We start from the raw sequence: 26464 nt of genomic DNA, 5'->3' as shown, positions 1-26464 counted from the left end.
ACATGTGTAATATTCAATTTTACAGTATCTTTACCAAGAACATTTTCATAAATAATTATTTATAACTAACCCATACTAAAAAATACGCTCAATTTTTAAACTTTATGGATAAAAAAAGTAGCAAACAAGAGCAACCTAACAACCCTTTACATGGTGTTAAATTAGCAGAAATTTTGCAATATTTAGTTTCAGAATACGGTTGGGAAGAATTAGGTTCTAGAATTAAAATAAATTGTTTTAATAGCAATCCAACCATAAAATCGAGTCTTAAATTTTTAAGAAGAACACCATGGGCACGTACAAAAGTGGAAAATTTGTACCTCAATACTATTCAAAAATAACAGCTTAAGTTAATTTTATGGCAAAAGATATACTGCTTATTACGCCACCTTTTACTCAATTAAATACACCGTATCCTGCAACAGTGTATTTAAAAGGTTTTTTGAATACAAAACAAATAAGTTCCTATCAAATGGATTTAGGAATTGAAGTAATTACCACCTTGTTTTCAAAAGAAAGTTTAACAGAACTCTTCGATTTTGCAGTTGAAAAAAACACAATTATTTCAGAAAATTCCCAACGTATTTATGCATTAAAAAACGATTATTTTACAACAATAAATGCTGTTATTTCCTTTTTACAAGGAAAAAACCAGACCTTAGCAAGGCAAATTTGCACAGACAATTTTCTTCCAGAAGCCTCAAGATTTGAGCAATTAGACGATATGAATTGGGCTTTTGGTTCCATGGGAATACAAGACAAAGCAAAACATTTAGCAACACTCTATTTAGAAGATTTATCCGATTTTATAAAAGAATGTGTTGATGAAAATTTTGGCTTTAGCCGCTATGCAGAACGATTGGGTAAAAGTGCCAACAGTTTTGATGAATTATATAGTAATTTACAAAGTGAATTAACTTACATAGACAAAATAACCTTAACTATTTTAGAAGAAAATCTGAAGAAAATACAACCCAAAATGGTATGCTTTTCAGTTCCTTTTCCAGGTAATTTGTATAGTGCTTTTCGTTGTGCACAATTCATTAAAAAAAACTACCCAAAAACAAAAATTGCTATGGGTGGTGGCTTCCCAAATACAGAATTGAGATCGGTTACAGATGCTAGAGTTTTTGATTTTTTTGACTTTATAACTTTAGACGATGGCGAATTACCTATAGAATTATTATTCAACGCTATTTCAAATTCAACCAATAATAATCCTCAACTAAAAAGAACTTTTTTAAAGAAAAACGAAGAAGTTGTTTATATAAATAATTCACTAAAAAACGATTATAAACAAGCTGAACTAGGCACTCCAGATTATACAGATTTGTTATTGAATACCTACATTTCAGTAATAGAAATTGCCAATCCAATGCATAGTTTATGGAGCGATGGCCGTTGGAATAAACTCACTATGGCGCATGGCTGCTACTGGGGAAAATGTACATTTTGCGATATTTCCTTAGATTATATTAAAATTTACGAACCCATAACCGCTAAATTACTGGTGGATAACATGGAAGAAATTATTGCCTGTACAGGAGAAAGTGGATTTCATTTTGTGGATGAAGCAGCTCCACCCGCTTTAATGCGAGCATTGGCATTGGAAATTTTAAAAAGAAATTTAACAGTTACTTGGTGGGCAAATATTCGTTTTGAAAAAAGTTTTACCAAAGATTTGTGCACACTATTAAAAGCATCAGGGTTAATTGCAGTTTCTGGCGGTTTAGAAGTCGCTTCAGATAGATTACTAAAATTAATAGACAAAGGGGTAACTGTTGCCCAAGTTGCTCAGGTAAACCTAAATTTTACTGACGCAGGTATTTTAGTTCACGCTTATTTAATGTATGGTTTTCCAACACAAACTATTCAGGAAACAGTTGATAGCTTAGAAATGGTGCGGCAATTATTTGAATTGGAAATTATAAACTCAGGATTTTGGCACCAATTTGCACTCACAACTCATAGTCCAATTGGTTTAGAGCCTGAAAAATATGGCGTAATTCCCGAATATAAAGAAATTACTTTTGCCAATAACGACATTGATTTTAAAGATAAAACAGGAATAAATCATACTAAATTTAGTTATGGTTTAAAAAAATCTATCTTTAATTTTATGCACGGTATTGGTTTTGATATTGACTTACAAGATTGGTTCGATTTTAAAATCCCTAAAACTACAATTCCTCCAAATTACATTGAAAATTGCTTAACTTCTGAAGAAAATTTAACCATAAAGTCTTCTTCAAAAATACTCTGGTTAGGTCAAAAACCTTTGGTTTCTTATTTTTCAAAAACTAAAAGAGGAAAAACACGTGAATTAATTCAATTGGCATTTCATACCAAAAATGATTTGTTTGAAACTTCAATAGATAAAGAAAAAGGGGAATGGTTGTTAAATCAATTAGAAAAAATAAATGTTCAAAAAGGAAATTCATTCACTTTTGCAGAACTAAAAGAAGACTTTGAACAACATTTTAATGATTTTGAATTGTTTTGGTACTCAAAACCTATTAAAAATTTAAGAAATTACGGTTTGTTGGTTTTATAATTTAGCTTATTCATTTTACTGTATCTTTGCAAAAATCTTGTTTTAAAAAAATTATATGCAATTTAAAGACTTACAGCTAAATAAATCTATTTTGAAAGCCATTGCTGAACAAAATTATGATACTCCAACACCTGTTCAACAACAAACAATTCCGCTGGTATTAGCAAAAAAAGATGTAATTACTACTGCCCAAACAGGAACTGGTAAAACAGCTGCTTTTGCATTGCCAATTTTACAAATGCTTTTTAACAAACAGGATGCTGGTAAACGAGGTAAAAAAATTAGAGCTTTAATTGTGAGCCCTACCAGGGAATTAGCACTTCAAATTCAGGAAAGTTTTAAAGTTTACGGAAAGTATTCTAATTTAAGAACTACTGTAGTTTATGGAGGAACTTCTATTGAACCACAAAAAGATGTGTTAAATAAAGGAGTGGATATTTTGGTTGCAACACCGGGAAGGTTATTAGATTTACACAAACAAGATTGCATTAATTTAGATTATATTGAAACGTTGGTTTTAGATGAAGCCGATTTAATGCTTGATATGGGTTTTATTGATGATGTTAGGAAAATTGAACGCTTATGTCCTTTGGAAAAACAGGTTTTATTATTTTCTGCAACAATGCCAACAAAAGTAGTTCAACTGGCAAATACCATTTTAAAAGAACCAGAAACAGTAAATGCTACTCCATCATCTTCAGCTGCTCAAAACGTTCAACAATTGTTATTTTATGTACATAAACAACATAAAATGGAGCTGTGTTTACACTTGTTGAGAAATACCATAAAAGGAAATATTTTAATATTTAGGCGTACCAAAATGGGAATTGCCAAATTAGAGAAAATGTTAAAAGGCAATGGTTACAAAGTGGATAGTATTCACGGTGATAAAACACAAAACGACCGTGAAAATGCTTTGGAAAATTTTAAAGATGGTAAAATTAATATCCTAATTGCCACAGATGTTGCAGCACGTGGAATTGATATTGAAAATTTGGATGCGGTAATAAATTTTGATATTCCTAATGTTGCTGAAACCTATGTTCATAGAATTGGACGAACTGGTAGAGCTGGAAATTCCGGAAATGCTTATTCTTTCTGTTCTGCTGATGAAAAACCATATATTGCAGGAATTCAGCAATTAATAAATACTGTTATTCCAGTAATGGATGAGCATCCTTATGTTTTAGATCCAAAAGCGAAAAAAGAAATTCATAGAACACCAGGAAAAAGTAAACACCGATCTGGCAGAAAATCAGTAGCCTCAAAAAAGAATAAAAAACGCTGGTATTAAAAATACCCTACTTCCAAATATATTTCATCTTTAAATCATCATTTTAAAAATGATGAAATAATTGTACGTTTTTTTGAGAGAATTGTATAAAAAATAGGTCTTTCAAAAATATGAAGTAAACATAAAATGAGTTAAATTAGTAACTACCTGATATTCATTTTATAAAAATTCATAAATGAAAAATTTATTTTTTTGCTCCACTATTTTTTTAATAGCAATAGCTTGTAATCAACCAAAAAATTCAGTCTCTTCAAACGAATCGATTATTATGACTAACAACAAAAGCCTTGGGATTTTTGAGAATCAAACAAATATTGGAAATCCAGAAAAGATTGGCACAGTTAATTATAATACTGATAATCAGATTTATAAATTAACAGGATCCGGTATAAATATGTGGGCTGAAAACGACCAATTTCAATATGTATACAAATCTATTCAAGGTGATTTTATTTTAAGAGCACATGTAAAATTTATAGGTGAAGGTTTAGATCCTCACAGGAAAATTGGTTGGATTGTTAGAAATAATTTAAGCGGAAATTCACCGCATGTAAATGCAAGTATTCATGGTGATGGGCTAACTTCTTTACAATATAGAAAAACCAATGGTGGAATTACAGAACAAGTTGAATCCTCCGATAAAGCTCCAGATGTGGTTCAATTAGAACGAAGAGGAACCTCTTATTATATGTCAACCGCTAAGTTTGGAGAACCATTTACAACCGTTAAAATTGAAGCTATAAATTTAAGAAATGAGGTTTTTGTGGGTATTTATGTTTGTTCTCATAATCCCGAAGTAATGGAAGAAGCCATATTTAGCAATGTTAAAATAATTAAACCTGCAGCACCAGATTTTCAACCATACCGAGATTATATTGGAAGCACCATGGAAATTATGGATGTAGAAACCGGGCTTAGAAAATCGTTATTTTATTCTGCCCATTCAATTCAGGCTCCAAATTGGGTTAATAATGACAAAGAGTTAGTTTACAATTCAAATGGTTTTTTATACAGGTATAATTTTGATACAAAAGAAGTTGTTCAAATAAACACCGGATTTGCAACCAATAACAACAATGATCACGTGTTTTCTTTTGATGAAACTATTTTAGGAATTAGTCATCATAATGCTGATGATGAAGGAACTTCTTCAATTTATATTATGAATCCAAATGGAAATTCCATCCCTAAAAAAATAACAAAAGATGGTGTTGGCGCTTCTTATTTACATGGTATTTCTCCAGATAATAAAACCTTGCTTTTTACTGCAAATCGTAATAATAAATATGATATTTATAGCATAAATGTTGATACTAAAGAAGAAAAACAATTAACTGACACCAAAGATTTAGATGATGGATCAGAATATGCTCCAGATGGAAAATCTATTTATTTCAATTCAAACAGAACTGGAAATATGCAGTTATGGAAAATGAATGCTGATGGAAGTAATCAAATGCAATTAACATTTGATACCAATTATAAAGATTGGTTCCCACATATTTCTCCAGATGGAAAATGGATTGTTTTTATTTCATTTCCTCCAGATATCAACTTTGGAGATCACCCTTTTTACAAACAATGTTCATTGCGTTTAATGCCAGTTGAAGGCGGAGAACCTAAAACAATTGCTTATATATATGGAGGGCAAGGAACCATAAATGTACCTAGTTGGTCTAAAGATAGTAAACGGATTGCTTTTGTTACAAATAGCAACTAATTAACTAAGTGTAACTTAATTATTCCACTCTTTTTGTGCCTCTTTTGAAAGAAATGTCCAGGCTATAATACGCGTAACTTTATTGCCTTGATGCATTGGAATTGTTTTAATATCGGTAGCTCCTAACTTATTTAAAGAATCGTACATACTTTGTACATTTTCTTTTTTTGAAACCAATATAGTATACCAAAAACAGTTTGTTTTAAACTTAGAACTTTCATATAAATAGGTATGAATAAATGCTTTTTCACCACCTTTATACCATAATTCTTGTTGTTTTCCACTAAAATTTCTTCCAATATTTGTAGTTCCTAAACCCTCCATTTTTCTTGAGTTGGCCTGCATTGCTTCTTCCTGAGATCTATAAAATGGTGGATTACAAATGGATGCTGAAAACTTGTCGTCAGCAGTTAAAATACCTGTAAAAATATGTGTCGAATCTTTTTGATGTTTTAATTTAATAAAATCGGAAAGAGCATTCTTTTTAATAATTTTTTCTGCCCTGTCCAACGATTTTTTATCAATATCTGTTCCAACAAAACTCCAATTATATTCGGCATTTCCCAACAAAGGATAAATACAATTGGCACCTGTTCCAATATCCAAAATTTTAGCACCTTCATTAATTCCAGAGTTAATTAACAAATCAGCTAAATAATGAATATAATCAACTCTTCCGGGAATTGGCGGGCATAAATTATCGTCAGGAAAATCCCAAAATTTTAAATTGTAATACTTAAATAAAAGTGCTTTATTTATAGCTTTTACCGCTTTTGGATTTGCAAAATCTATCGTTTCAGTTCCATATTCATTAACAAACACAAACTCTTTTAAATCAGGATATGCTTCACATAATTCTGTAAACTTATAGCCTTGTAAATGTTTATTATTTGGATGTAGATTTCCGTTTTTATTTCTTTTAGTTCCCATAATTTATATACTTCACCAAAAGTACTACTTTTAAATTTTAACATTATTTTATATTTACAAAAAGAATGAACATTCATTTTGTAAATATTTTTATATATATTTGCCGAAGAAAACAAGTTTCTATGGCAATTAGACAAAAATGCGATAAAAAAAGAGTTGCTTTATTAAATGCAACGCTTCACTTGGTAAACAATCAGGGTTTTCACGATGCGCCTATGTCAAAAATTGCGAAAATGGCTGAAATGTCGCCGGCAACTATTTATATCTATTTTGAAAACAAACAAGACTTAATTAACCAGTTGTATTTAGAAATAAAATCATTGTTTAGTGTATTTGCTTTTAAAAATTATTGTGAAGCAACATGCGTTAAAGAAAGTTTTAAACAGATTTGGTTTAACATTGCAAATTTCAAATTAAATCAGATAGAAGAGGCTAATTTTTTATCTCAATGCGACAACACTCCTATTATTGATGAAGAAATAAAACGTGAAGGTTTGAAGCATTTACAGCCTTTACTGGATTTATGGGAAAGAGGAATACAAGAAGAAATTATAAAACCTATTTCGCCCTATCTTTTATATGCCTTTACTATTTATCCTTTGGCTTTTTTAACCAATAAACAATTTAAAAGCAGTTGTGATTTAACCGAAGGTAAGTTGAATGAAGCTTTCAACCTTGCCTGGGACAGCATAAAATTATAGGATATGGGAAAAACAGCTATTATTTTAGGAGCAACTGGCTTAACCGGAAACATTCTTTTACACAAACTAATAAAAGATGATAAGTATAAAACCATCAAATTATTTTCACGTAAAAAAATTGAAGGATTACCTTTAAAAGTTCAGCAATTTATTGGAAACATGTTGGATTTAGGAACTTTTAAAGAAGCATTTACCGGTAATGAGGTTTTTTGCTGTATTGGTACAACCGCTAAAAAAACACCCAATAAAGAAACTTATAAAAAAATAGATTTTGGAATTCCTGTAACTGCTGCAAAACTTTCAAAAGAAAATAAAATCAACACGTTTTTAGTGATTTCAGCAATGGGAGCCAATGCAAAAAGCAACATATTTTACAACAGAACAAAAGGTGAAATGGAACAAGAGGTTTTACAACAAAACATACCTAATACCTATATTTTACAACCTTCAATTATAGGTGGAAACAGAAATGAAAACAGGATTGGTGAAAAAATTGGATTGGCGATTTTTAAACTCATACAACCTTTATTTATAGGAAATTTAAAAAAATACAAAATAATTGAAGCTGAAAATATAGCGCAAGCTATGATAAATTTGGCAAATTCAACTTCAACATCACAAATTATTACTTCAGAAAAAATAAAAGAAATAGCAACGGTGTCATTCTGAATTTATTTCAGAATCTCATCATATTAATAATCAATCACTGTGCAAACCTGAAACAAGTTCAGGTTGACGTACTAAAAAATATAAAAAAAGAATAACTAAAAATAAATTAAAAGAAAACAATGGAATTATTAGATAAATTAAATTGGAGATACGCAGCAAAAGCAATGAATGGTGAAAACGTATCGGAAGAAAAAATAGATAGAATTATTGAAGCCGCACGATTGGCTCCTACTTCAAGTGGTTTACAGCCTTTTGAAATAATTGTAGTTAAAAATCAAGCAATTAAAGAAGCAATTAGACCCGTTTCCTGGAATCAGTCTATGATTACAGATTGTTCTCATTTATTGGTTTTTGCTGCTTGGGATACTTATACTGAAGAACGCATTAATAAAATGTTTGATTTAACAAACGAAGTTCGTGGATTTAAAAACGAAGGCTGGGAAAACTACCGCCAAATGTTATTGAGCAACTATCCACAAAAAGATGCTGAAGAAAACTTTAACCACGCTGCAAAACAAGCATATATTGCTTTTAGTGCGGCCATTATTGCAGCTGCTTTTGAAGGTGTTGACACAACTCCAATTGAAGGATTTGATCCTGCAGCCGTTGATAAAATTTTAGGTTTAAGAGAAAAAGGCTTAAAAAGTTGTGTGCTTTTACCGATTGGATATAGAGATACTGAAAAAGACTGGTTGGTTAACCTGCCTAAAGTTAGAAAAAGCACAGAAGATTTAGTAACTGTAGTAGAATAATTAAAACTAAAAATTAAATTATTATGAATAATTTTCAATATAAAAATCCAACTAAAATTTTGTTCGGAAAAGGGCAAATAGAAAATTTAGCTACTGAAATTCCTGAAAATTCAAAAGTTTTAATGTTGTATGGAGGTGGAAGTATTAAAACAAATGGCATTTATGAACAAGTTTCTAAAGCACTTTCAAATTTTGAAGTGATAGAATTTGGTGGAATTCCTGCAAACCCAGAATATGAAGTATTGTTAGAAGCCTTAGATATTATTAAAGCTGAAAATATTACTTTTTTATTAGGTGTTGGCGGCGGTTCTGTAATAGATGGAACCAAATTTTTATCGGCTGCAGCTTTATATGAAGGCGAAGAACCTTGGGATATTTTAGCCAAAAACATGCGTACTTTGGTAGGAATGCCTTTTGGAACTGTTTTAACTTTGCCAGCAACTGGTTCAGAAATGAATTCTGGAGCTGTAATTACACGAGCAGAAACGAAAGAAAAATTTGCCATGGGCGGACCAGGATTATTTCCTGTATTTTCAATTTTAGATCCCGAAGTTGTAAAATCAATCCCAACGCGTCAAATTGCAAACGGTTTGGCAGATGCATTTACGCACGTGTTAGAGCAATATATGACCTATACAGTAGATGCTAAATTACAAGATCGTTTTGCGGAAAGTATTTTACAAACCTTAATTGAAGTTGCGCCTGCAATATTAAAAGATCCATCTGATTATAAAGCGGCCTCAAATTTTATGTGGAGTTGTACAATGGCATTAAACGGATTAATTCAGCAAGGTGTACCTTCAGATTGGGCTGTACATATGATGGGACATGAATTAACAGCTTTATTTGGTATAGACCATGCCAGAACGTTAGCAATTATTGCTGAAAGTCATTATACTTTTAATTTAGACAGTAAAAAAGATAAATTGGCACAATATGCTGAACGTGTTTGGAATGTTACTGAAGGAACCAAAGATGATAAAGCAAAAGCTGGAATTAAAAAAACTACTGAATTTTTCCATTCATTAGGTATAAAAACCAAGTTGTCTGAATATACCGAAGATTACAAGGGAACTGCTCAAATAATTTCAAAGCGTTTTGAAGAGCGAGGTTGGAAAGGATTAGGGGAGCACGGAAAAGTAACTCCTAAGGCTGTTGAAAAAATTGTTAAAATGAGTTATTAAAATGAGTTTAAAAAACTTAAAGCCTAAGAAATTTAATAATTTCTTAGGCTTTAAGTTTTTCACTTCTTCCCACCTGCCACAACTACAAATTCCCCTTTTGGATCTTTTTTTGTAAAATGTTCAATCAAATCTGAAACTGTTCCTCTAATAGTTTCTTCATATAACTTTGTTAATTCTCTAGAAACTGATATTGGACGATCTTCTCCAAAATATTCAGCAAAATTATTAAGGGTTTTTAATAATTTATGAGGCGATTCATAAAAAATCATAGTTCTGGTTTCTTCAGCTAAAAACGTTAACCGTGTTTGTCTTCCCTTTTTCACAGGTAAAAATCCTTCAAAAACAAATTTATCGTTTGGCAATCCGCTATTTACCAATGCAGGAACAAATGCAGTTGCGCCAGGTAAACATTCAATTTCAATATCATTTTCTATACAAGCACGGGTTAATAAAAAGCCAGGATCTGAAATTGCTGGTGTTCCAGCATCTGAAATTAAGGCAATATTTTCACCATTTTGTATACGCTTCACTATATTTTCAACCGTTTTATGCTCGTTATGCATATGATGGCTGTGCATATGTGTAGCAATTTCAAAATGCTTTAATAACTTTCCACTGGTTCTTGTATCTTCGGCTAAAATCAAATCTACTTCTTTTAAAACCTTTACGGCTCTAAAAGTCATATCTTCTAAATTTCCTATTGGTGTAGGAACTAAAAAAAGTTTCCCCATAATTATATTGTTTCAAATGTTTTAACAGTTAATTTATTGGTAACATTTCCAGTATGCTTAATCGCTAAAGGCTCAAACAAAAGTACATGAACTTCTTTTTCGGCAATTGGTTTGTGCTCCACTCCTTTTGGAATAATATAGAGTTCACCTTCATTTAAATGAACGGTTTTATCTCTTAATTCAATTTTTAAGGAACCTTTTATAATCATAAAAAGTTCGTCTTCATTTTCATGAGAATGCCAAATAAATTCACCTTTCAATTTAGCTAGTAAAACTTGTTGTCCATTTAATTCTCCAATTTTTTTTGGAGTCCAATGTTCATTAAACAGTTTAAATTTTTCTGAAATATTTATAGCTTTCATAACCACAAATCTACAAGATTTTAGATTAGAACTCAACCTTGAATTTCATTCATTGTTTTATTCTTTTTTTGACCTAACAAAAAGCTAATTATAAATCCATATAAAAAATTTGAGATTCCTACTTCAATTCCATGTACAAATCTAATATTACTTGGCATTAAATCATTTGGTGGAATTAATGGTGCAATACCTCCTAAAATAGAGAATATCAATCCAATTAAAACAGCTTTTTTTAAGTTTGATAGTTTTAAAGATCTTAATATTAAAATTGCAATTATTACAAATAATAATCCTCTTGGAAACTGGGTTAAAATCATTACATCAAAGGGTGGAATTTTATCACTGTAAAAGTCCATTAATTCTGGATATGACATTTGGAGTACCATTCCTGCACCTAAATAAAATATTAAATACAAAAAAATTCCTAAAGCACTTCGCCATATCCAACTAAAAACAGCACGTTTTTCAAACTTTAATTTCGCAGATTCATCATTCCATTTCCCTAATAACCATACAAATATTGGAGCAAAAAATACAGATACAAAAAACCCTTGTAGCATTTCTTGTAAAGTTTGTACTCTATTGGTAACATTAAATATATAGGACTCAATTAAAATATTAAAACACCCAATAACATAGTGAATAATAAAAACAGCAAAAACCAATTTAATGCCTTTAAAAGAGGAATGAAAAATATAATAACTAAGTAAAATAACGATTAATAAACTTGAAAATAATCCAAGTAAAACTCCTGAGGTGTTGAAAGAAACTTCTGTTCCAGTAATTAACCTATAAATAGTGTATAAAAAGAACATAATAAGGGTTCCCAACAATACTTTTAAATAATTAGATTTCATAATAAATTGCTTTTAAGTTAATTGTAAAATTGATTTTTTACACCATTTTAAGGTTGTTTTATTAGATTCAATACCATATTGAAATGCAAGTTTACCGTGAAGTGGCATTTTAAATCCTTCGCTTTTATAGTAAGTTTCTAATTCAGAGATATATTTTATAAGTTCTTCTTGAAATGATATTAAAAAATGAATTCGTTGTTGTTTATCAATCAAAGATTCCATAAATCCAAATCGAAGTAACAGTTCATTTATTTTTTTCTCCACATCAACTTTTTCTATAGGTTTTAAAAACCAGCTTTTCAATATTAATAACCCTTGTTGTGTAATTTTAAAACTAGATTTGGCAGAATCTATTTGTGAAATTTTCTCTACTAATCCACCTTTTTGAAGTCTTTTTAAAGCCGGGTAAATTGTTCCAGGACTGCTACTGTAACTCCCCAAAGCAGTTTCTTCAAACATTTTTCTAATTGCATATCCCGAAAGTGAATTATCCTGAATTAAGCCTAAGATCGCAAAATCTAAAACTGTTGGTTTTATATTCATAATTTTAATTTTTAGTACGTTTCGTATTACGAATATAGTACGTTTCGTACTATTTAACAAGTAAATTGTAAATTTTTTATCAACTTACTTATTTTCAATTATTTATAAGTTGTTTATTTTTATATTTAAAACACAAAATTGTGTTTATCTAATTAAATTCTTAAAAAAATAGCTGTTGTTACAAAAAGTTGTACAAACTGTTTAAACTATAAATGAAATCACTAAATTTGCACATTCTTAAAAAATACAAAAAAATGTATAGAACACATTCTAACGGAGAATTACGAATTGAAAATGTAGGTCAGGAAGTTACCTTGGCTGGTTGGGTGCAAAAAACCCGTGATAAAGGATTTATGATTTGGGTTGATTTACGTGACCGATATGGTATTACGCAATTAATTTTTGATGCTGACCGAAGTTCTAAAGAAATGGTTGAAGAAGCTAAAACATTAGGGCGTGAGTTTGTAATTCAGGTTAAAGGTGAAGTGATTGAGCGTGTTTCTAAAAACAAAAATATACCTACTGGTGCAATTGAAATTTTGGTTAAAGAACTTACGGTTTTAAACAAATCATTAGTTCCTCCTTTTACAATTGAAGATGAAACAGACGGTGGTGATGAGTTGCGTATGAAATATCGTTATTTGGATATTAGAAGAAATCCAGTAAAAAATAACCTTATTTTTAGAAGTAAAGTTGCCATTGAAACAAGAAAATATTTATCTGATGAAGGTTTTATTGAAGTTGAAACACCTGTTTTAATAAAATCTACTCCAGAAGGCGCCCGTGATTTTGTAGTGCCAAGTAGAATGAATGAAGGTCAGTTTTATGCATTGCCTCAATCGCCTCAAACTTTTAAGCAATTATTAATGGTTGGTGGACTGGATAAGTATTTTCAAATTGTAAAATGCTTTAGAGATGAAGATTTACGTGCAGACAGACAACCGGAATTTACACAAATTGACTGTGAAATGGCCTTTGTTGAGCAAGAAGATATTTTAAATACGTTTGAAGGACTTACACGTCATTTACTAAAAGAAATTAACGGCGTTGAAGTTGCTAAATTTCCACGTATGACTTACGAAGAAGCCATGAAAAAATACGGAAATGATAAACCAGACATTCGTTTTGGAATGGAGTTTGGCGAATTAAATGAAGTTGCTCAACACAAAGATTTTGGCGTATTTAATAATGCTGAATTGGTTGTTGGTATTGCCGTACCAGGTGGAAATGCATATACTCGTAAAGAAATTGATAAATTAATTGAATGGATAAAACGTCCACAAATTGGTGCTTTAGGAATGGTGTATGTTCGTTGTAATGAAGACGGAACTTATAAGTCATCTGTTGATAAATTTTACAACCAGGAAGATTTAGCCAAATGGGCTGAAGTTACTGGTGCAAAACCTGGAGATTTAATTTGTGTTTTATCGGGTAATGCTGATAAAGTTCGTGGACAATTAAGCGCATTACGTATGGAATTAGCTACGCGTTTAGGTTTACGTAAACCAAATGAATTTGCTCCATTATGGGTAATAGATTTTCCATTGCTAGAATGGGATGAAGAAACACAACGTTACCATGCAATGCACCACCCATTTACCTCTCCAAAACCAGAAGATATGCATCTTTTAGATACAGATCCAGGAAAAGTAAGAGCCAATGCTTATGATATGGTGCTAAATGGCAATGAAATAGGTGGTGGTTCTATTAGAATTCACGATAAAAAAACACAGGCTTTAATGTTTGATCATTTAGGTTTTACACCTGAACAGGCAAAAGAACAATTTGGATTTTTAATGAATGCTTTTGAATATGGTGCTCCTCCACACGGCGGACTTGCTTTTGGGTTGGATAGACTGGTTGCCATTTTAGGAGGACAAGAAACTATTAGAGATTTTATAGCTTTTCCGAAAAACAATAGCGGAAGAGATATAATGATTGATGCACCATCCAAAATAGATGATGAGCAATTAAAAGAATTATGTTTAAAACTAGATTTGAAAAATAAATAAAAAAATCCTCGATAAAATTTTATCGAGGATTTTTTTTATATTAAACATTTAAATATTCTAAAAATGGAAACTAAAAAAGTCCATAAAAAATTGAACGAGTTAGCAGCCACAGCTATTTGTGGAAATGATATTAGCTCCTCAGTACTTTATGTTTCTGCTTTGGCCATTGCTTTTGCAGGACAATATGCTTGGATAACATTGTTAATTGTATCATTCGTTTTATTCTTATTTCGAAAAATTTATGGTGAAGTGGTTGGTGCGTTACCTTTAAATGGCGGGGCTTATAATGCTTTATTAAATACTACTAGTAAAAGTATGGCATCATTTGCGGCTACTTTAACATTACTATCGTATATGGCAACAGCAGTAATTTCTGCAAATGAAGCCATTCATTATTTACATCATTTAATTCCTACAATGCCAATAATAATTGCCACAATTGGGTTACTTGCTGTTTTTGCAGGTCTTACAATTGGAGGTATTACAGAGTCTGCTAAAGTTGCTATTGGAATTTTTCTATTTCATTTAGCTTCATTAGTAATTTTAAGTGGTTTTATTATTTACTTTTTAACTCAAAATGGAATTGGTACTTTTTTTGAAAACTGGCATTTCCCATTAGAAGGAGGTAGTATAACAAACGCAATATTTTTAGGTTTTGCAGCTTCAATGTTAGGTGTTTCTGGATTTGAAAGTTCTGCAAATTTTGTTGAAGAACAAGAAAAAGGAGTTTTTCCAAAAACATTAAAAAATATGTGGGGTATTGTAAGTATTATAAACCCCTTAATGGCCATTTTTGCTTTAGCTTTATTTGCAATTCCTGTTTTACAAAGCAGTGAATACCAAAATACTTTATTAATTGAAATGGGAAAACACGTTGGAGGTTCTTGGCTACCAATTTTAATTGCAGTTGATGCATTTTTAGTATTAAGTGGTGCCGTTTTAACAAGCTTTGTAGGTGTATCTGGATTGTTAGAACGTATGACTTTGGATCGCATTATGCCTCAATTTTTCTTGAAGAAAAGCACAACAGGTAGTTCATATAGAATTATAATAATGTTTTTCTTATTATCTGTTTCAGTACTGCTAATTACAAAAGGAAATGTACAATTACTAGCTGGAGTTTACACTATTTCATTTCTATCAGTAATGGCTCTTTTTGGAATTGGTAATATTTTATTAAAAGTAAAACGTAATTCTTTACCGCGCCAAGAAAGAGCTTCCTGGTTGTCTTTATTTATTGCAATTGGAGCTGTTTTAATTGCTCTTTTTGGAAATATTTCTATGGAAACAAAAAATGGTTCACCAAGCAATTTAACAGTTTTTCTAGACTACTTTGTTCCTTCAATAATATTTATTATTATAATGCTAAATAGAACAGTATTATTAAATTTTTTATTGAACGCTATCCATGTTGTTTTTGACCCAATTAGAAATTTCGTTTTAAAAACAGACCGAATAATTCTGCGTACTATAAATAAAATTAACTCACAGGAATTTGTTTTTTTTACAAAGGGTGATAATATTGCTTCTCTTAATAAAGTAATGCTTTATATTATTAAAAATGAACATACAAAAAAAATTAAAATAGTATTAGCTTTAGAAAAGGACCAAAGCGCTCCTCAAAATTTAGCACAAGAAATTGATTTTTTAGGTAAAGAATATCCTGAAATTAACATTGAATTTATTACTGTTGATGGAAAATTTAATCCTGAGTTAATCAAAAATCTTTCTAAAAAGTGGAACATTCCAATTAACTTTATGTTTATAGGTTCTCCTAGCGATAAGTTTCCTTATAAAATTGAAGAATTAGGAGGAGTTCGTTTAATTATTTAATTGCTATATAAAAAAAATTACAATGATTTATAAAGTATTTGTACCTTCGTTTAAAATCATTCTAAATAATAAAAGTGACGAATTCAAAACCTTTAACTATTTTTAATTACGATTTTAATTGGGAAAAACCGGAAGGCAAAAAGTCTAAAGGCGATACCAAAGATGAATGTTGCAAAAAATACAAAAAAAAAGGAGAAAAGAAATGTAAAAGTTGTCCCAAACGTAAAACTTAACCACATTATTTTAATACTTTTGCAAATCCTTTTTTGTTAAAATTAAATGTCAACAAAATCAAAATATTTATTACTTAAATTTTTAAAGTGGAGATATCAGAATATCTCTAATCAACAATTTATTCGTATAGCTAGTGCTGTTATTGGTTTATTAGCAGGTCTTGGAGCCGTGATGTTAAAAAACCTTACCCACCTAATTCAAGAACTATTAGAAGGTGAATTTATTAAAGAAATTCATAGTGCATTTTATTTCATTTTCCCAATAATTGGGTTGCTTTTGGTGCGTTTTATTAAAAAATACATAATTAAGAAAAAAGTAGGTCATGGTATTCCTTCCACTTTATTTGCCATATCAAAATTAAAAGGCATAATGCCTAGTCACCAAATGTGGTCTTCATTAATAACCGCACCCATTACAATTGGTTTTGGAGGATCTGTAGGTTTGGAAGGTCCAACGGTTGCTACTGGAGCTGCTCTTGGCTCTAATTTTGCCAGATTATTTCACTTAAACCAAACCACAAGAACACTGCTTATTGGAGCTGCAGCTGCAGGAGCAATGTCTTCAATTTTTAAAGCTCCAATTGCTGCAATTGTTTTTGCTGTTGAAATTTTTAGCTTAGAACTAACTTTAGCTTCAATGATTCCATTATTGTTAGCATCAATAACTGCTGTTTTAACTTCCTATTTCTTTTTTGGTGATGACGTATTATTACACTTTAATATTGAGGATAAGTTTCAATTAAACGATGTGTTATTTTACATTTTATTAGGTGTTTCATCTGCAGCTGCTTCCATTTATTTCAGCAAAGTTTATTTTAAAATTAGTGCATTTTTTAGAGATTTTAAAGGGGCGCACAAAAGATTACTTTTTGGAGGAATTTTACTAGGTATTACCGTTTTTCTAGTTCCACCTTTATTTGGTGAAGGCTATTCAACAATAAATAATGTTTTAAAAGGAAATATTGAACCTATTATTTCAAATAATATTTTTCATGTTGAAGTAGATAATATATTGGTTGTTATTGCCTTTTTAATAGGATTGGTTTTATTTAAAGTTATCGCCACATCTTTAACTTTTGGTGCTGGTGGAGTTGGTGGAGTTTTTGCCCCAACCCTTTTTACAGGTAGTATTACAGGTTATGTATTTGCCTTAATAATTAATAATAGTAACATTTTTAGCCACCAATTATCTTCCACAAATTTTGCAATGGTTGGTATGGCTGGTTTAATGGCTGGAATTTTACAAGCGCCTTTAACTGCAATATTTTTAATTGCAGAAATTACGGGCGGGTATGAATTATTTGTTCCTTTAATGATTGTTTCTTCTATTTCATTTTTAATAACTAAAAGGTATATACCGCATAATATTTATGCTTCTGAATTAGCTAAAAGGGGAGAACTTTTAACACATGATAAAGATAAAAATGTGCTAATGTTACTAGATTTAGATAAAGTAATTGAAACTAATTTTATTTTATTAAATCCCGAAATGACTTTGGGTGAAATTGTAAATAATGCAGTTGCAAAATCGTCAAGAAATCATTTTCCTGTTGTAAATGACGACAATGAATTCTTAGGAATTATTACTCTTAACGATATAAGAAGTATTATGTTTAATAAGGATTTATACGAAAAAGTAAAAGTTGAAAGCTTAATGCATAGTGCTTCTGATATTATTTACTATGAAAAAGATTCTACTGAAGAAATTTTGAATAAATTTAAAATGACTGGTGCTTGGAATTTAGTAGTTATAAAAGAAGGTAAATATTTTGGTTTTATTTCTAAATCAAGACTATTAACAGCTTACAGAAGAAAACTGATTGAAGTTACTGCTTAATTTTTTTATTTATATAATTAACTACTTTATCTGGAAAATCAGTAAAAACACCATCAATTTCAGCATCAAACAAAGCTACTTGTAATATTTCTTCAAACGATTTAAATTCACCTAACTGATCTGCTCTAAAAGTGTATGCATGAACTATCAATTTATTTTTATGAGCCTGTTTAACCAAATCTGATATTAACCATTTTCCTTTATTATCTTTTCCTTTAATAATTTGTTTATACCAAGGTCCAATTCCATCTGCATATTCCGAAAATTCTTCTATTCTTTTTTCATCTTCTCCAAACTCTATAAGTTGCAATAAAAATAATTCACTTTTAAGTTCTTGTCTAATTCGTTTTAATTCTTCGGCATTAAAACACTGTAAAATACAATTATCATTTTTAGTTGTATATCCATAATTACTAAGGATTTCCAATACAATTTTTGAAATATCCTTACCTTCATTTTTATGAAAATTTGGTTCCTTAATTTCTGGATATATACCAATATTTTTACCTGTACTTTTATTTAATCCTTGTATTAATTCAATTTCTTCTTGCAAAGAATGTAGTCTAAATGATGATTTATTTTCAGGAAACCTCAAGGGGTAAACAGCTTTTTTAGTTTCTGGATTAAATCTTTCCAAAACATTTAGTTGTTTTAATTCCTCAAAAGCAAAATCAATCACGTAAAATTTCCCATCAATTCTTTTCTTTTCCGGAAACTTTTCAGCAACATTGGTAACCGTTTCTAAATGTATATCATGAATTACAATTGGAACATTGTCAGCACTTAAAACAATATCTTGTTCAAGATAGTCAGCCCCCATAGCATAAGCCATAGCTTTTGAAGCAAGTGTGTGTTCAGGTAAATAACCCGATGCTCCTCTATGCGCTATTACGGTTTTTTTGGCTTTAACAGACATACTTTTAGAAGGTGAATTTTTGTACTCACAACCCAACAAACTTATAAATAATAACAATACTAAAACTCTATTCATCTTTTATTTTAAAAACTATCTAAATGTATTACTTTTTGTAATTTTGTAATCCATACATATTTTAACTAATTATGAAATTTACATTATTTTTTCTTTTAATACTTATTTTAGGAACGCTAGGATATGGTTTTTACACAAAAAGTTCAGGAGATCCAAATGGTGAAATTATAATTGGAATTGGTGTGTTGGTATTAGCTTTTGTTTTTATGCCTTTATTTATTTTTCATAGATATAAAAACAAAAATATTAAAGATTTTACCTTTGATAAATATAGAAAAGACCTAGAAGAACATAATAAAAAAAATAGCTAATTCAAATTCCGCTTTTCAATAAAAAAACGAGTTAAAAGTTTACTGCAATCTTCTTCTAAAACTCCACCAATAACTTTTGTTTTTGGGTGTAAAGTAGTATTCATAACTAAAAACCCTCTTTTTTCTTCAGAAGCACCATAAACAATTTTACCAATTTGAGTCCAATAACTTGCTCCAGCACACATTTGACAAGGTTCTAGCGTAACATACAATGTGCATTCTTTTAAATATTTACCTCCTAAAAAATCTGCAGCAGCAGTAAAAGCCTGCATTTCAGCGTGAGCAGTAACATCATTTAGCGTTTCTGTTAAATTGTGAGCTCGTGCAATAATTTGATTATTCATTACAATAACAGCACCAATTGGAACTTCATTTTTTTCAAAAGCCAATTGAGCTTCCTGCAAAGCACGTTTCATAAAATAAATATCATCAAAAGGATTTATCATAATTCAAAAGTAATTATTTTAATATAACGAACAATTTAAATATTGTAGTTTTGTAATGAATGAAAAACAATTTATTATCACATATTAACAATCCAAAAGATTTAAAAAATCTTTCAAAAAAACAACTTCCACAAGTTGCTAAAGAATTACGTGATTTTATTATTGATATTGTTGCAACTAAAGAAGGTCATTTAGGTGCAAGTTTAGGTGTTGTTGAATTAACAATTGCGCTGCATTATGTTTTTGACACTCCAAATGATTTATTAATTTGGGATGTTGGTCACCAAGCTTATGGGCATAAAATTTTAACTGAACGCAGAAGTGTTTTTCATACTAACAGACAATTAGGTGGTATTTCTGGATTTCCCAAAAGAAGTGAAAGCAAATATGATGCTTTTAGCACTGGACATTCGTCAACTTCAATTTCTGCAGCATTAGGAATGGCAATTGCTTCAAAATTAAATGGGAATTTTGAAAAACATCATATTGCAGTAATTGGTGATGCTTCCATTGCAAGTGGAATGGCGTTTGAAGGATTAAATCATGCAGGGGTAACTGATGCAAATTTGTTAATTATTTTAAACGACAATGCTATGGGGATAGACCCAAGTGTTGGGGCTTTAAAAAACTATTTTACCAATGTAAAAGCAGGTAAAAAAGTTAGAAAAAATAATATCATTGAGGCTTTAAACTTTAATTATTCGGGACCAATTGACGGACACAATATTGATGCTGTTATTGAGGAATTACAAAGGTTAAAGCAGGTTAAAGGGCCTAAATTTTTACATATTATTACCACCAAAGGAAAAGGGTTACAAAAAGCTGAACAAGACCAGGTAAAATACCATGCTCCCGGTAAATTTGATAAAATTACAGGTGAGTTAGCCCCAAAAAGCAATGAATTACTTCCTCCTAAATTTCAGGATGTTTTTGGAGAAACTATTGTTGAACTGGCTAAAAAAAATAAAAATATTGTAGGTATTACACCCGCAATGCCTACTGGAAGTTCTTTAAAACTAATGATAGATGAAATTCCTGAAAGAGCTTTTGATGTTGGTATTGCTGAGCAACATGCAGTTACTTTGGGTGCAGGAATGGCAACACAAGGATTAATTCCGTTTTGCAACATTTATTCTACATTTTTACAACGTGCCTACGATCAAATTATTCACGACGTAGCTTTGCAAAATTTACCTGTAATTTTTTGTATTGACAGAGCAGGAATTGTAGGTGAAGATGGTGCTACGCATCATGGTGTTTTTGATATTGCTTATTTACGTTGCGTACCAAATATGGTACTATTTGCTCCGTTAAATGAAATTGAATTGCGTAATATAATGTACACGGCACAATTAGGCATTAATTTCCCTCTTGCAATTAGATATCCTCGTGGTAGAGGAACAATTATCGACTGGAAACAACCTTTTTCAGCTATAAAAATTGGTAAAGGAAATTGTATTACAGAAGGAAATGAAATTGCTATATTAAGTATTGGTAATATTGGAAATACAATTATAGATATTCAGAAGGATTTACCTAAAAATAAAGTAGCTCACTACAACATGCGCTTTATAAAACCTTTAGATACTGAATTACTTCATATAATATTTAAAAAATTTAAAACTATTGTAACTATAGAAAATGGTACAATTATTGGCGGATTTGGAACTGCTATTTTAGAATTTGCATCTGAAAATAATTACAAAAATAATGTAATAAAAACCTTAGGAGTCCCAGATAATTTTATAGAACATGGAAAAGTTGAAGCGCTTTTTGAAAAAATAAATTTATCTAAAGAAAAGATAAAAGAATTTTTATTAAAGTTGAAATAAGGCTATTTAAAAAGTATTGAGAACCGTCATTATGAATTTATTTCAGAATCTCATCGTACCGTTAATCAATTACTTTGAGAACCTGAATTTATTTCAGGTTGACGAAAAATATACTTTTTAAATAGCCTTATTTTATTCTTCTTATTTTTTATAAATCAAATTTTATTCCTTGTGCTAAAGGCAATTCCGTAGTATAATTAATTGTATTTGTTTGTCGTCTCATATAAATTTTCCAAGCATCAGAACCAGACTCTCTACCACCGCCTGTTTCTTTTTCACCTCCAAAAGCTCCTCCAATTTCAGCTCCGGAAGTACCAATATTTACATTTGCTATTCCGCAGTCCGATCCTGCTTGAGATAAAAATTGTTCAGCTTCACGTAAATTATTCGTCATAATTGCTGATGATAACCCTTGTACAACTCCGTTTTGAATTTCAATTGCATTCGTTACATCACCTGTATATTTTAATAAGTATAAAATAGGAGCAAATGTTTCATGTTGTACAATTTCAAAATGATTTTCAGCTTCTGCAATGGCAGGTTTTACATAACAACCACTTTCATATCCCTTCCCACTTAAAACTCCACCTCGAACTATTATTTTTCCACCTTCTTCTATAACTTTATCTAATGCTTTTTCATACATTTTTACTGCATCTTTATCAATTAAAGGTCCAACATGATTATTTTCGTCTAATGGATTTCCAATTCTTAATTGTTTATAAGCAGTAACCAATGCATCTTTTACTTTGTCATACATAGATTCGTGTATAATTAACCTTCTTGTAGATGTACAACGTTGTCCGGCAGTACCTACAGCTCCAAAAACAGCTCCAATAACAGTCATTTTAAGATCTGCATCAGGTGTTACAATTATAGCATTATTACCTCCCAATTCTAACAATGATTTACCTAAACGCTCTGCCACAGTTTTAGCAACAATTTTACCCATTCTAATAGAGCCCGTTGCTGAAATTAATTGAACACGATTATCGGTTGTCATAAATTCACCAACAATATAATTTCCATTAATAATATTTGAAATTCCTTCTGGTAAATTATTTTCTTTTAATACTTCTGTAATTATATTTTGACAAGCAATACTGCATAAAGGTGCTTTTTCTGAAGCTTTCCAAATACAAACATCACCTGAAATCCAAGCTAAAGCTGTATTCCAAGCCCAAACAGCAACCGGAAAGTTAAATGCTGAAATAATACCAACAATTCCAAGAGGGTGATATTGATCGTACATTCTATGTCCAGGTCTTTCAGAATGCATTGTAAAACCATGTAATTGACGTGATAATCCTACTGCAAAATCGCAAATATCAATCATTTCTTGTACTTCACCCAAGCCTTCTTGCAGAGATTTACCCATTTCATAAGAAACTAATTCTCCTAAAGGCTGTTTTAGTTCTCGCAATTTATTTCCAAATTGCCTTACAATTTCTCCACGTTGAGGTGCAGGTTTTAATCTCCAAGTTTTAAAAGCTTTTTGTGCTGTAATTAATACTTTATTATAATCTTCTTTAGTTGTAGTTGAAACAGCACCAATTAATTCACCATCAACTGGTGAATATGATTGAATAATTTCACCTTTTCCAAAAGAATTTGAACCTGTTGATGTACCATTATTTAGTTGTTTAACACCTAATTTATCTAATGCTTTTTTAATAGTACTTTTTATAGTTAAAATTTCCATTTTTTGTTTTATTTAATTTATCTGATTAACAAAGCTACAAATATTATATGGTATAAAAAGTAAAGCCATTTCAAATTTGAAATGGCCCTCTTCATTCAATATTTGGTAACCAACCAAATAATAAACCAACTAAAACTTATAATTTAATCCTGTATAAACTCCTAAGTAGTAAGGCTGTATACTACCCGAGTTTTTTGAAAAGGTATTTGTTTGCATTTTAAACATTGGTGAAATATTAATGTATAAATTCTTCTTTATTGAATAATCTACATCAACACCAATATTTCCACTAAAGTTTATGGATCTTAAATTGTTTGAAGCTCCTAAACTTTGTGTGAAAGAATTTGTTTCCACAAAAACTTCATCTTTATTAAGTAAAAGCGTACTAAAACCACCAACTAAATTTACTCCTAACTTACCATCGGTAACGCTATATTTTATTTCAACAGGAATTTCAACATAACCAAACACTTGATTTATACTTCCTTTATTGGGATCTATTGCATTTACATCACTTTGTTTTGATGTTGCTAAACTTTGTGTTTTTGAGGCAATAGGATTTGTTGATAAATTAGAAAACCCAAGTACCGAAACACCCGGAGTTATATAAACGTTGTTTGTTTTATATCCTAAATTAATAAGATTTACACCTGATTGTACACTAAACCTATTATTAAGTTGGTACGCAAATTTAACTCCGTAAGAATAGGATGAATTTCCTGATGCTCTGCTATCTTTAAACTGACCATCTATTCCAGAACCATCACCTAATGAATTAATATAAATTGGTGCAAAAATAGTTGCCACAGTAATTCTTCCATTTGTATCTTCAACAGGCTCAACTTTCTGATTTTTTTCATTTGAAAGTGGTAAATTCAATGCATCTGCTAAAATAGAATTTCTATTAGATTTATTTTTAAAGGTAGCGTCTTCCACATTATTATTTTCAATGTCTTTAACTAAATCTGTTAAATCAGCACCATTCTCTAAAGTTTCTATTTCATTCGTTTTAGGAAGTAATTTTATGTTTTTCTTTTTGCTGCTTTCGCTTAAATTTTTTGCATTTACACTAGCATTTTCATCAACAACTATTTCTTCTTTGCTAGTTGTTTTCAGGAAATTTTTTGAAAAATTATTTTCAGGAATAAAGTAAATTGTACCAATACTAAAAAAAAGTATTAATAATGCAGCAATACTTGCAAATTTTATCCAAATTGGCAATCGTTTCTTATTAGAAACAGGGGCTAAGTTTTTTTCAATTGAACTCCAAGCTCTGTTTGGTGGAAACACCTCCAAATCTTTTAAGTTTTCTTGAAATATTCTATCAATGTTTTTATAATCTCTCACTATAACCTTTTATCTTAAACAGACTGTTGACTCTCTTGATATACTTCGATTTTTTGTTTTAAAATGCCTCTTGCTCTAGCCAAATTAGATTTTGATGTGCCTTCTGCAATTTTCAACATTTTTGCAATCTCCTTGTGAGAACAACCATCCAATACATAAAGGTTAAAAACCATTCTGTATCTATCTGGCAACTCTTGAATAAGATTTAACAAAAAATCTAAAGAAATTTCATCATCGTCGATGTCAACAACCACCTCATCAGGAATCTCTTCAGTAACAATATTTAACACGGTTTTTTTTCTATATTTTAATAAAATCGTGTTTACCATAACGCGTTTTAACCAACCTTCAAATGAACCTTTAAAATTAAACTGCCCAATTTTATCGAAAATGGTTACAAAACCATCTTGAAAATTATCTTGAGCCTCTTGTTTATTTTTAGAGTATTTAAGGCATATAGAAAACAACTTACCCGCAAAAAGCTGATAAATTTCTTTTTGTGCCTTTCTATCGTTATTTGCACATTGTTTTATGAGCTTATTTAAACTCAAATACTAGCGTTTTAATTGTTAATAAGATACCTAAAAAGATAATAGGTTGCGTAAATTTACATTACTTTTGTGATGTTTCCCAATTTTTATGAAAACAAATAAGCTATTTAAGTTACATAGTGTTAATGACTTTAATAAAACTGCCTTAAATATTTTTAGGTTTCAGGCAACAAATAATTTAGTGTATCAGAAATTTTTAAGCCTTTTAAATACTGATATTTCTTCTATTAAAAATATCAATGAAATTCCTTTTCTCCCTATTCAATTTTTTAAATCACACACTGTTATTTCTTCAACAAAACCAATAGAAGAAGTGTTTTTAAGTAGTGGTACCACGGGAGTAACTCAAAGCAAACACTTTGTTACAGATTTATCTATTTATGAAACCAGCTTTAATAAAGGTTTTGAATTTTTTTATGGATCCATTGAAAATTTCACTGTTTTAGCTTTATTACCTTCTTATTTAGAACGGGATGGCTCTTCATTAATTTACATGGTAAATGATTTAATTAAAAAATCTAAAAAACCAAAAAGTGGCTTTTATTTAAATAATTTAGATAAATTATGGAAAAATTTAGTTGAACTAGACCAAAAAGGTGAAAAAATACTTTTAATTGGGGTTTCTTTTGCCTTGCTAGATTTGGTTGAAAAATTCAACTTCAACTTAAAAAACACCATAGTTATAGAAACTGGTGGAATGAAAGGCAGAAGAAAAGAATTAATTAGAGAAGAATTACACGAAATTTTATGTAAGGGTTTTGGAGTTGAAAAAATCCATTCAGAATACGGAATGACAGAGTTGTTAAGCCAGGCTTATTCTAAAGGAAATGGAATTTTTGAATGCCCTCCTTGGATGAAAATACTAACTCGTGATACCGAAGACGCTTTAACAATTTTACCCGAAGGAAAATCTGGTGGAATTAACGTAATTGATTTAGCAAATATTAATTCGTGTTCTTTTATTGCTACTCAAGACTTAGGAAAGACCTATACAAATGGAACTTTTGAAGTTCTTGGACGTTTTGATAATTCCGATATTAGAGGTTGTAACTTATTAGTTTTAAAATAAAAA

General features: G+C 30.2%; 25 protein-coding genes. 15 read left to right on the top strand and 10 right to left on the bottom strand.

Features of this window, described 5'->3' with window-relative positions:
- The first annotated feature begins 104 nt into the window (after window positions 1-104).
- From BX611_RS05245 to BX611_RS05230, 4 genes are all read left to right on the top strand, one after another.
- Window positions 105-341, top strand: coding sequence for a VF530 family protein (locus tag BX611_RS05245; protein WP_115878786.1), 237 nt, complete (start codon window positions 105-107; stop codon window positions 339-341).
- Window positions 342-358: 17 nt separating this feature from the next.
- Complete coding sequence (locus tag BX611_RS05240; protein WP_115878784.1) at window positions 359-2554, top strand: B12-binding domain-containing radical SAM protein; 2196 nt, start codon at window positions 359-361, stop codon at window positions 2552-2554.
- Window positions 2555-2609: 55 nt separating this feature from the next.
- Window positions 2610-3848, top strand: coding sequence for a DEAD/DEAH box helicase (locus tag BX611_RS05235; RefSeq protein WP_115878782.1), 1239 nt, complete (start codon window positions 2610-2612; stop codon window positions 3846-3848).
- A gap of 175 nt (window positions 3849-4023) precedes the next feature.
- A complete protein-coding gene (locus BX611_RS05230; protein WP_220344127.1) occupies window positions 4024-5568 on the top strand; it encodes a TolB family protein in 1545 nt (514 codons plus the stop codon).
- A gap of 15 nt (window positions 5569-5583) precedes the next feature.
- On the opposite strand, the gene rlmF is transcribed toward BX611_RS05230, so the two are convergent.
- Complete coding sequence (rlmF, locus tag BX611_RS05225; RefSeq protein ID WP_115878780.1) at window positions 5584-6498, bottom strand: 23S rRNA (adenine(1618)-N(6))-methyltransferase RlmF; 915 nt, start codon at window positions 6496-6498, stop codon at window positions 5584-5586.
- Between the two features lie 65 nt (window positions 6499-6563).
- On the opposite strand from rlmF, the gene BX611_RS05220 reads away from it, so the two are divergent.
- The 4 genes from BX611_RS05220 (at window position 6564) to BX611_RS05205 (ending at window position 9804) form a co-directional block, all read left to right on the top strand.
- Entirely contained in the window at window positions 6564-7199 is a 636-nt protein-coding gene (locus BX611_RS05220) for a TetR/AcrR family transcriptional regulator (RefSeq protein ID WP_162880027.1), read from the top strand.
- 3 nt (window positions 7200-7202) lie between these two features.
- On the top strand, window positions 7203-7868 hold the full coding sequence (locus BX611_RS05215) for an NAD(P)H-binding protein (RefSeq protein WP_115878776.1): 666 nt from the start codon (window positions 7203-7205) through the stop codon (window positions 7866-7868).
- A 119-nt stretch (window positions 7869-7987) separates the two neighbouring features.
- The gene (locus tag BX611_RS05210; RefSeq protein ID WP_115878774.1) at window positions 7988-8620 is read left to right on the top strand and encodes a nitroreductase family protein; all 633 of its coding nucleotides are present in this window, start codon (window positions 7988-7990) and stop codon (window positions 8618-8620) included.
- A 23-nt stretch (window positions 8621-8643) separates the two neighbouring features.
- Entirely contained in the window at window positions 8644-9804 is a 1161-nt protein-coding gene (locus tag BX611_RS05205) for an iron-containing alcohol dehydrogenase (RefSeq protein ID WP_115878772.1), read from the top strand.
- A gap of 59 nt (window positions 9805-9863) precedes the next feature.
- On the opposite strand, the gene rsmI is transcribed toward BX611_RS05205, so the two are convergent.
- The 4 genes from rsmI to BX611_RS05185 are packed head-to-tail and all read right to left on the bottom strand — an operon-like array spanning window position 9864 to window position 12297.
- Window positions 9864-10535: a 16S rRNA (cytidine(1402)-2'-O)-methyltransferase gene (rsmI, locus tag BX611_RS05200; RefSeq protein ID WP_115878770.1), complete on the bottom strand. Its 672-nt coding sequence runs from the start codon at window positions 10533-10535 to the stop codon at window positions 9864-9866.
- A gap of 2 nt (window positions 10536-10537) precedes the next feature.
- On the bottom strand, window positions 10538-10897 hold the full coding sequence (locus BX611_RS05195) for a cupin domain-containing protein (RefSeq protein ID WP_115878768.1): 360 nt from the start codon (window positions 10895-10897) through the stop codon (window positions 10538-10540).
- Window positions 10898-10929: 32 nt separating this feature from the next.
- Window positions 10930-11754 carry a hypothetical protein gene (locus tag BX611_RS05190; RefSeq protein WP_115878766.1) on the bottom strand — a complete coding sequence of 275 codons (825 nt, stop codon included), beginning with the start codon at window positions 11752-11754 and terminating at the stop codon, window positions 10930-10932.
- Between the two features lie 12 nt (window positions 11755-11766).
- Window positions 11767-12297, bottom strand: coding sequence for a PadR family transcriptional regulator (locus BX611_RS05185; protein WP_115878764.1), 531 nt, complete (start codon window positions 12295-12297; stop codon window positions 11767-11769).
- Between the two features lie 254 nt (window positions 12298-12551).
- Between BX611_RS05185 and aspS the strand changes: the two genes are divergently transcribed.
- The 4 genes from aspS (at window position 12552) to BX611_RS05170 (ending at window position 18212) form a co-directional block, all read left to right on the top strand.
- The gene (gene aspS, locus BX611_RS05180; RefSeq protein ID WP_115878762.1) at window positions 12552-14309 is read left to right on the top strand and encodes an aspartate--tRNA ligase; all 1758 of its coding nucleotides are present in this window, start codon (window positions 12552-12554) and stop codon (window positions 14307-14309) included.
- A gap of 63 nt (window positions 14310-14372) precedes the next feature.
- Window positions 14373-16142, top strand: a complete 1770-nt coding sequence (locus BX611_RS05175) for an APC family permease (RefSeq protein WP_115878760.1) — start codon at window positions 14373-14375, stop codon at window positions 16140-16142.
- Between the two features lie 74 nt (window positions 16143-16216).
- A complete protein-coding gene (locus tag BX611_RS15025; protein ID WP_162880028.1) occupies window positions 16217-16375 on the top strand; it encodes a hypothetical protein in 159 nt (52 codons plus the stop codon).
- 46 nt (window positions 16376-16421) lie between these two features.
- Window positions 16422-18212 (top strand): chloride channel protein, encoded by a 1791-nt coding sequence (locus BX611_RS05170; RefSeq protein ID WP_115878758.1) that lies wholly within the window; start codon window positions 16422-16424, stop codon window positions 18210-18212.
- Here BX611_RS05170 and glpQ read toward each other — a convergent pair.
- Window positions 18202-19203 carry a glycerophosphodiester phosphodiesterase gene (gene glpQ, locus BX611_RS05165; RefSeq protein ID WP_115878756.1) on the bottom strand — a complete coding sequence of 334 codons (1002 nt, stop codon included), beginning with the start codon at window positions 19201-19203 and terminating at the stop codon, window positions 18202-18204. The genes BX611_RS05170 and glpQ overlap by 11 nt on opposite strands.
- 71 nt (window positions 19204-19274) lie before the next feature.
- Between glpQ and BX611_RS05160 the strand changes: the two genes are divergently transcribed.
- Window positions 19275-19514: a hypothetical protein gene (locus BX611_RS05160; RefSeq protein ID WP_115878754.1), complete on the top strand. Its 240-nt coding sequence runs from the start codon at window positions 19275-19277 to the stop codon at window positions 19512-19514.
- Here the strand turns inward: BX611_RS05160 and BX611_RS05155 are convergent.
- Window positions 19511-19960, bottom strand: a complete 450-nt coding sequence (locus BX611_RS05155; RefSeq protein WP_115878752.1) for a nucleoside deaminase — start codon at window positions 19958-19960, stop codon at window positions 19511-19513. The two genes, BX611_RS05160 and BX611_RS05155, sit on opposite strands and share 4 nt — an antisense overlap.
- A gap of 59 nt (window positions 19961-20019) precedes the next feature.
- Between BX611_RS05155 and dxs the strand changes: the two genes are divergently transcribed.
- Window positions 20020-21792, top strand: coding sequence for a 1-deoxy-D-xylulose-5-phosphate synthase (gene dxs, locus BX611_RS05150; RefSeq protein ID WP_115878750.1), 1773 nt, complete (start codon window positions 20020-20022; stop codon window positions 21790-21792).
- Between the two features lie 148 nt (window positions 21793-21940).
- Here the strand turns inward: dxs and amaB are convergent, their stop codons facing one another.
- From amaB to BX611_RS05135, 3 genes are all read right to left on the bottom strand, one after another.
- Window positions 21941-23494, bottom strand: coding sequence for an L-piperidine-6-carboxylate dehydrogenase (gene amaB, locus BX611_RS05145; protein WP_115878748.1), 1554 nt, complete (start codon window positions 23492-23494; stop codon window positions 21941-21943).
- A 129-nt stretch (window positions 23495-23623) separates the two neighbouring features.
- Window positions 23624-24841, bottom strand: coding sequence for an outer membrane beta-barrel protein (locus BX611_RS05140; protein WP_162880029.1), 1218 nt, complete (start codon window positions 24839-24841; stop codon window positions 23624-23626).
- Window positions 24842-24855: 14 nt separating this feature from the next.
- Window positions 24856-25392 carry an RNA polymerase sigma factor gene (locus BX611_RS05135; protein WP_115878743.1) on the bottom strand — a complete coding sequence of 179 codons (537 nt, stop codon included), beginning with the start codon at window positions 25390-25392 and terminating at the stop codon, window positions 24856-24858.
- An 88-nt stretch (window positions 25393-25480) separates the two neighbouring features.
- On the opposite strand from BX611_RS05135, the gene BX611_RS05130 reads away from it, so the two are divergent.
- Entirely contained in the window at window positions 25481-26461 is a 981-nt protein-coding gene (locus BX611_RS05130) for a LuxE/PaaK family acyltransferase (RefSeq protein WP_115878741.1), read from the top strand.
- Window positions 26462-26464 lie beyond the last annotated feature (3 nt).

Source organism: Lutibacter oceani (assembly GCF_003384935.1).
Lineage (GTDB): Bacteria > Bacteroidota > Bacteroidia > Flavobacteriales > Flavobacteriaceae > Lutibacter > Lutibacter oceani.
The sequence above is the reverse complement of the archived record's forward strand: the minus strand, read 5'-3'. Positions and strand labels throughout refer to the sequence as shown.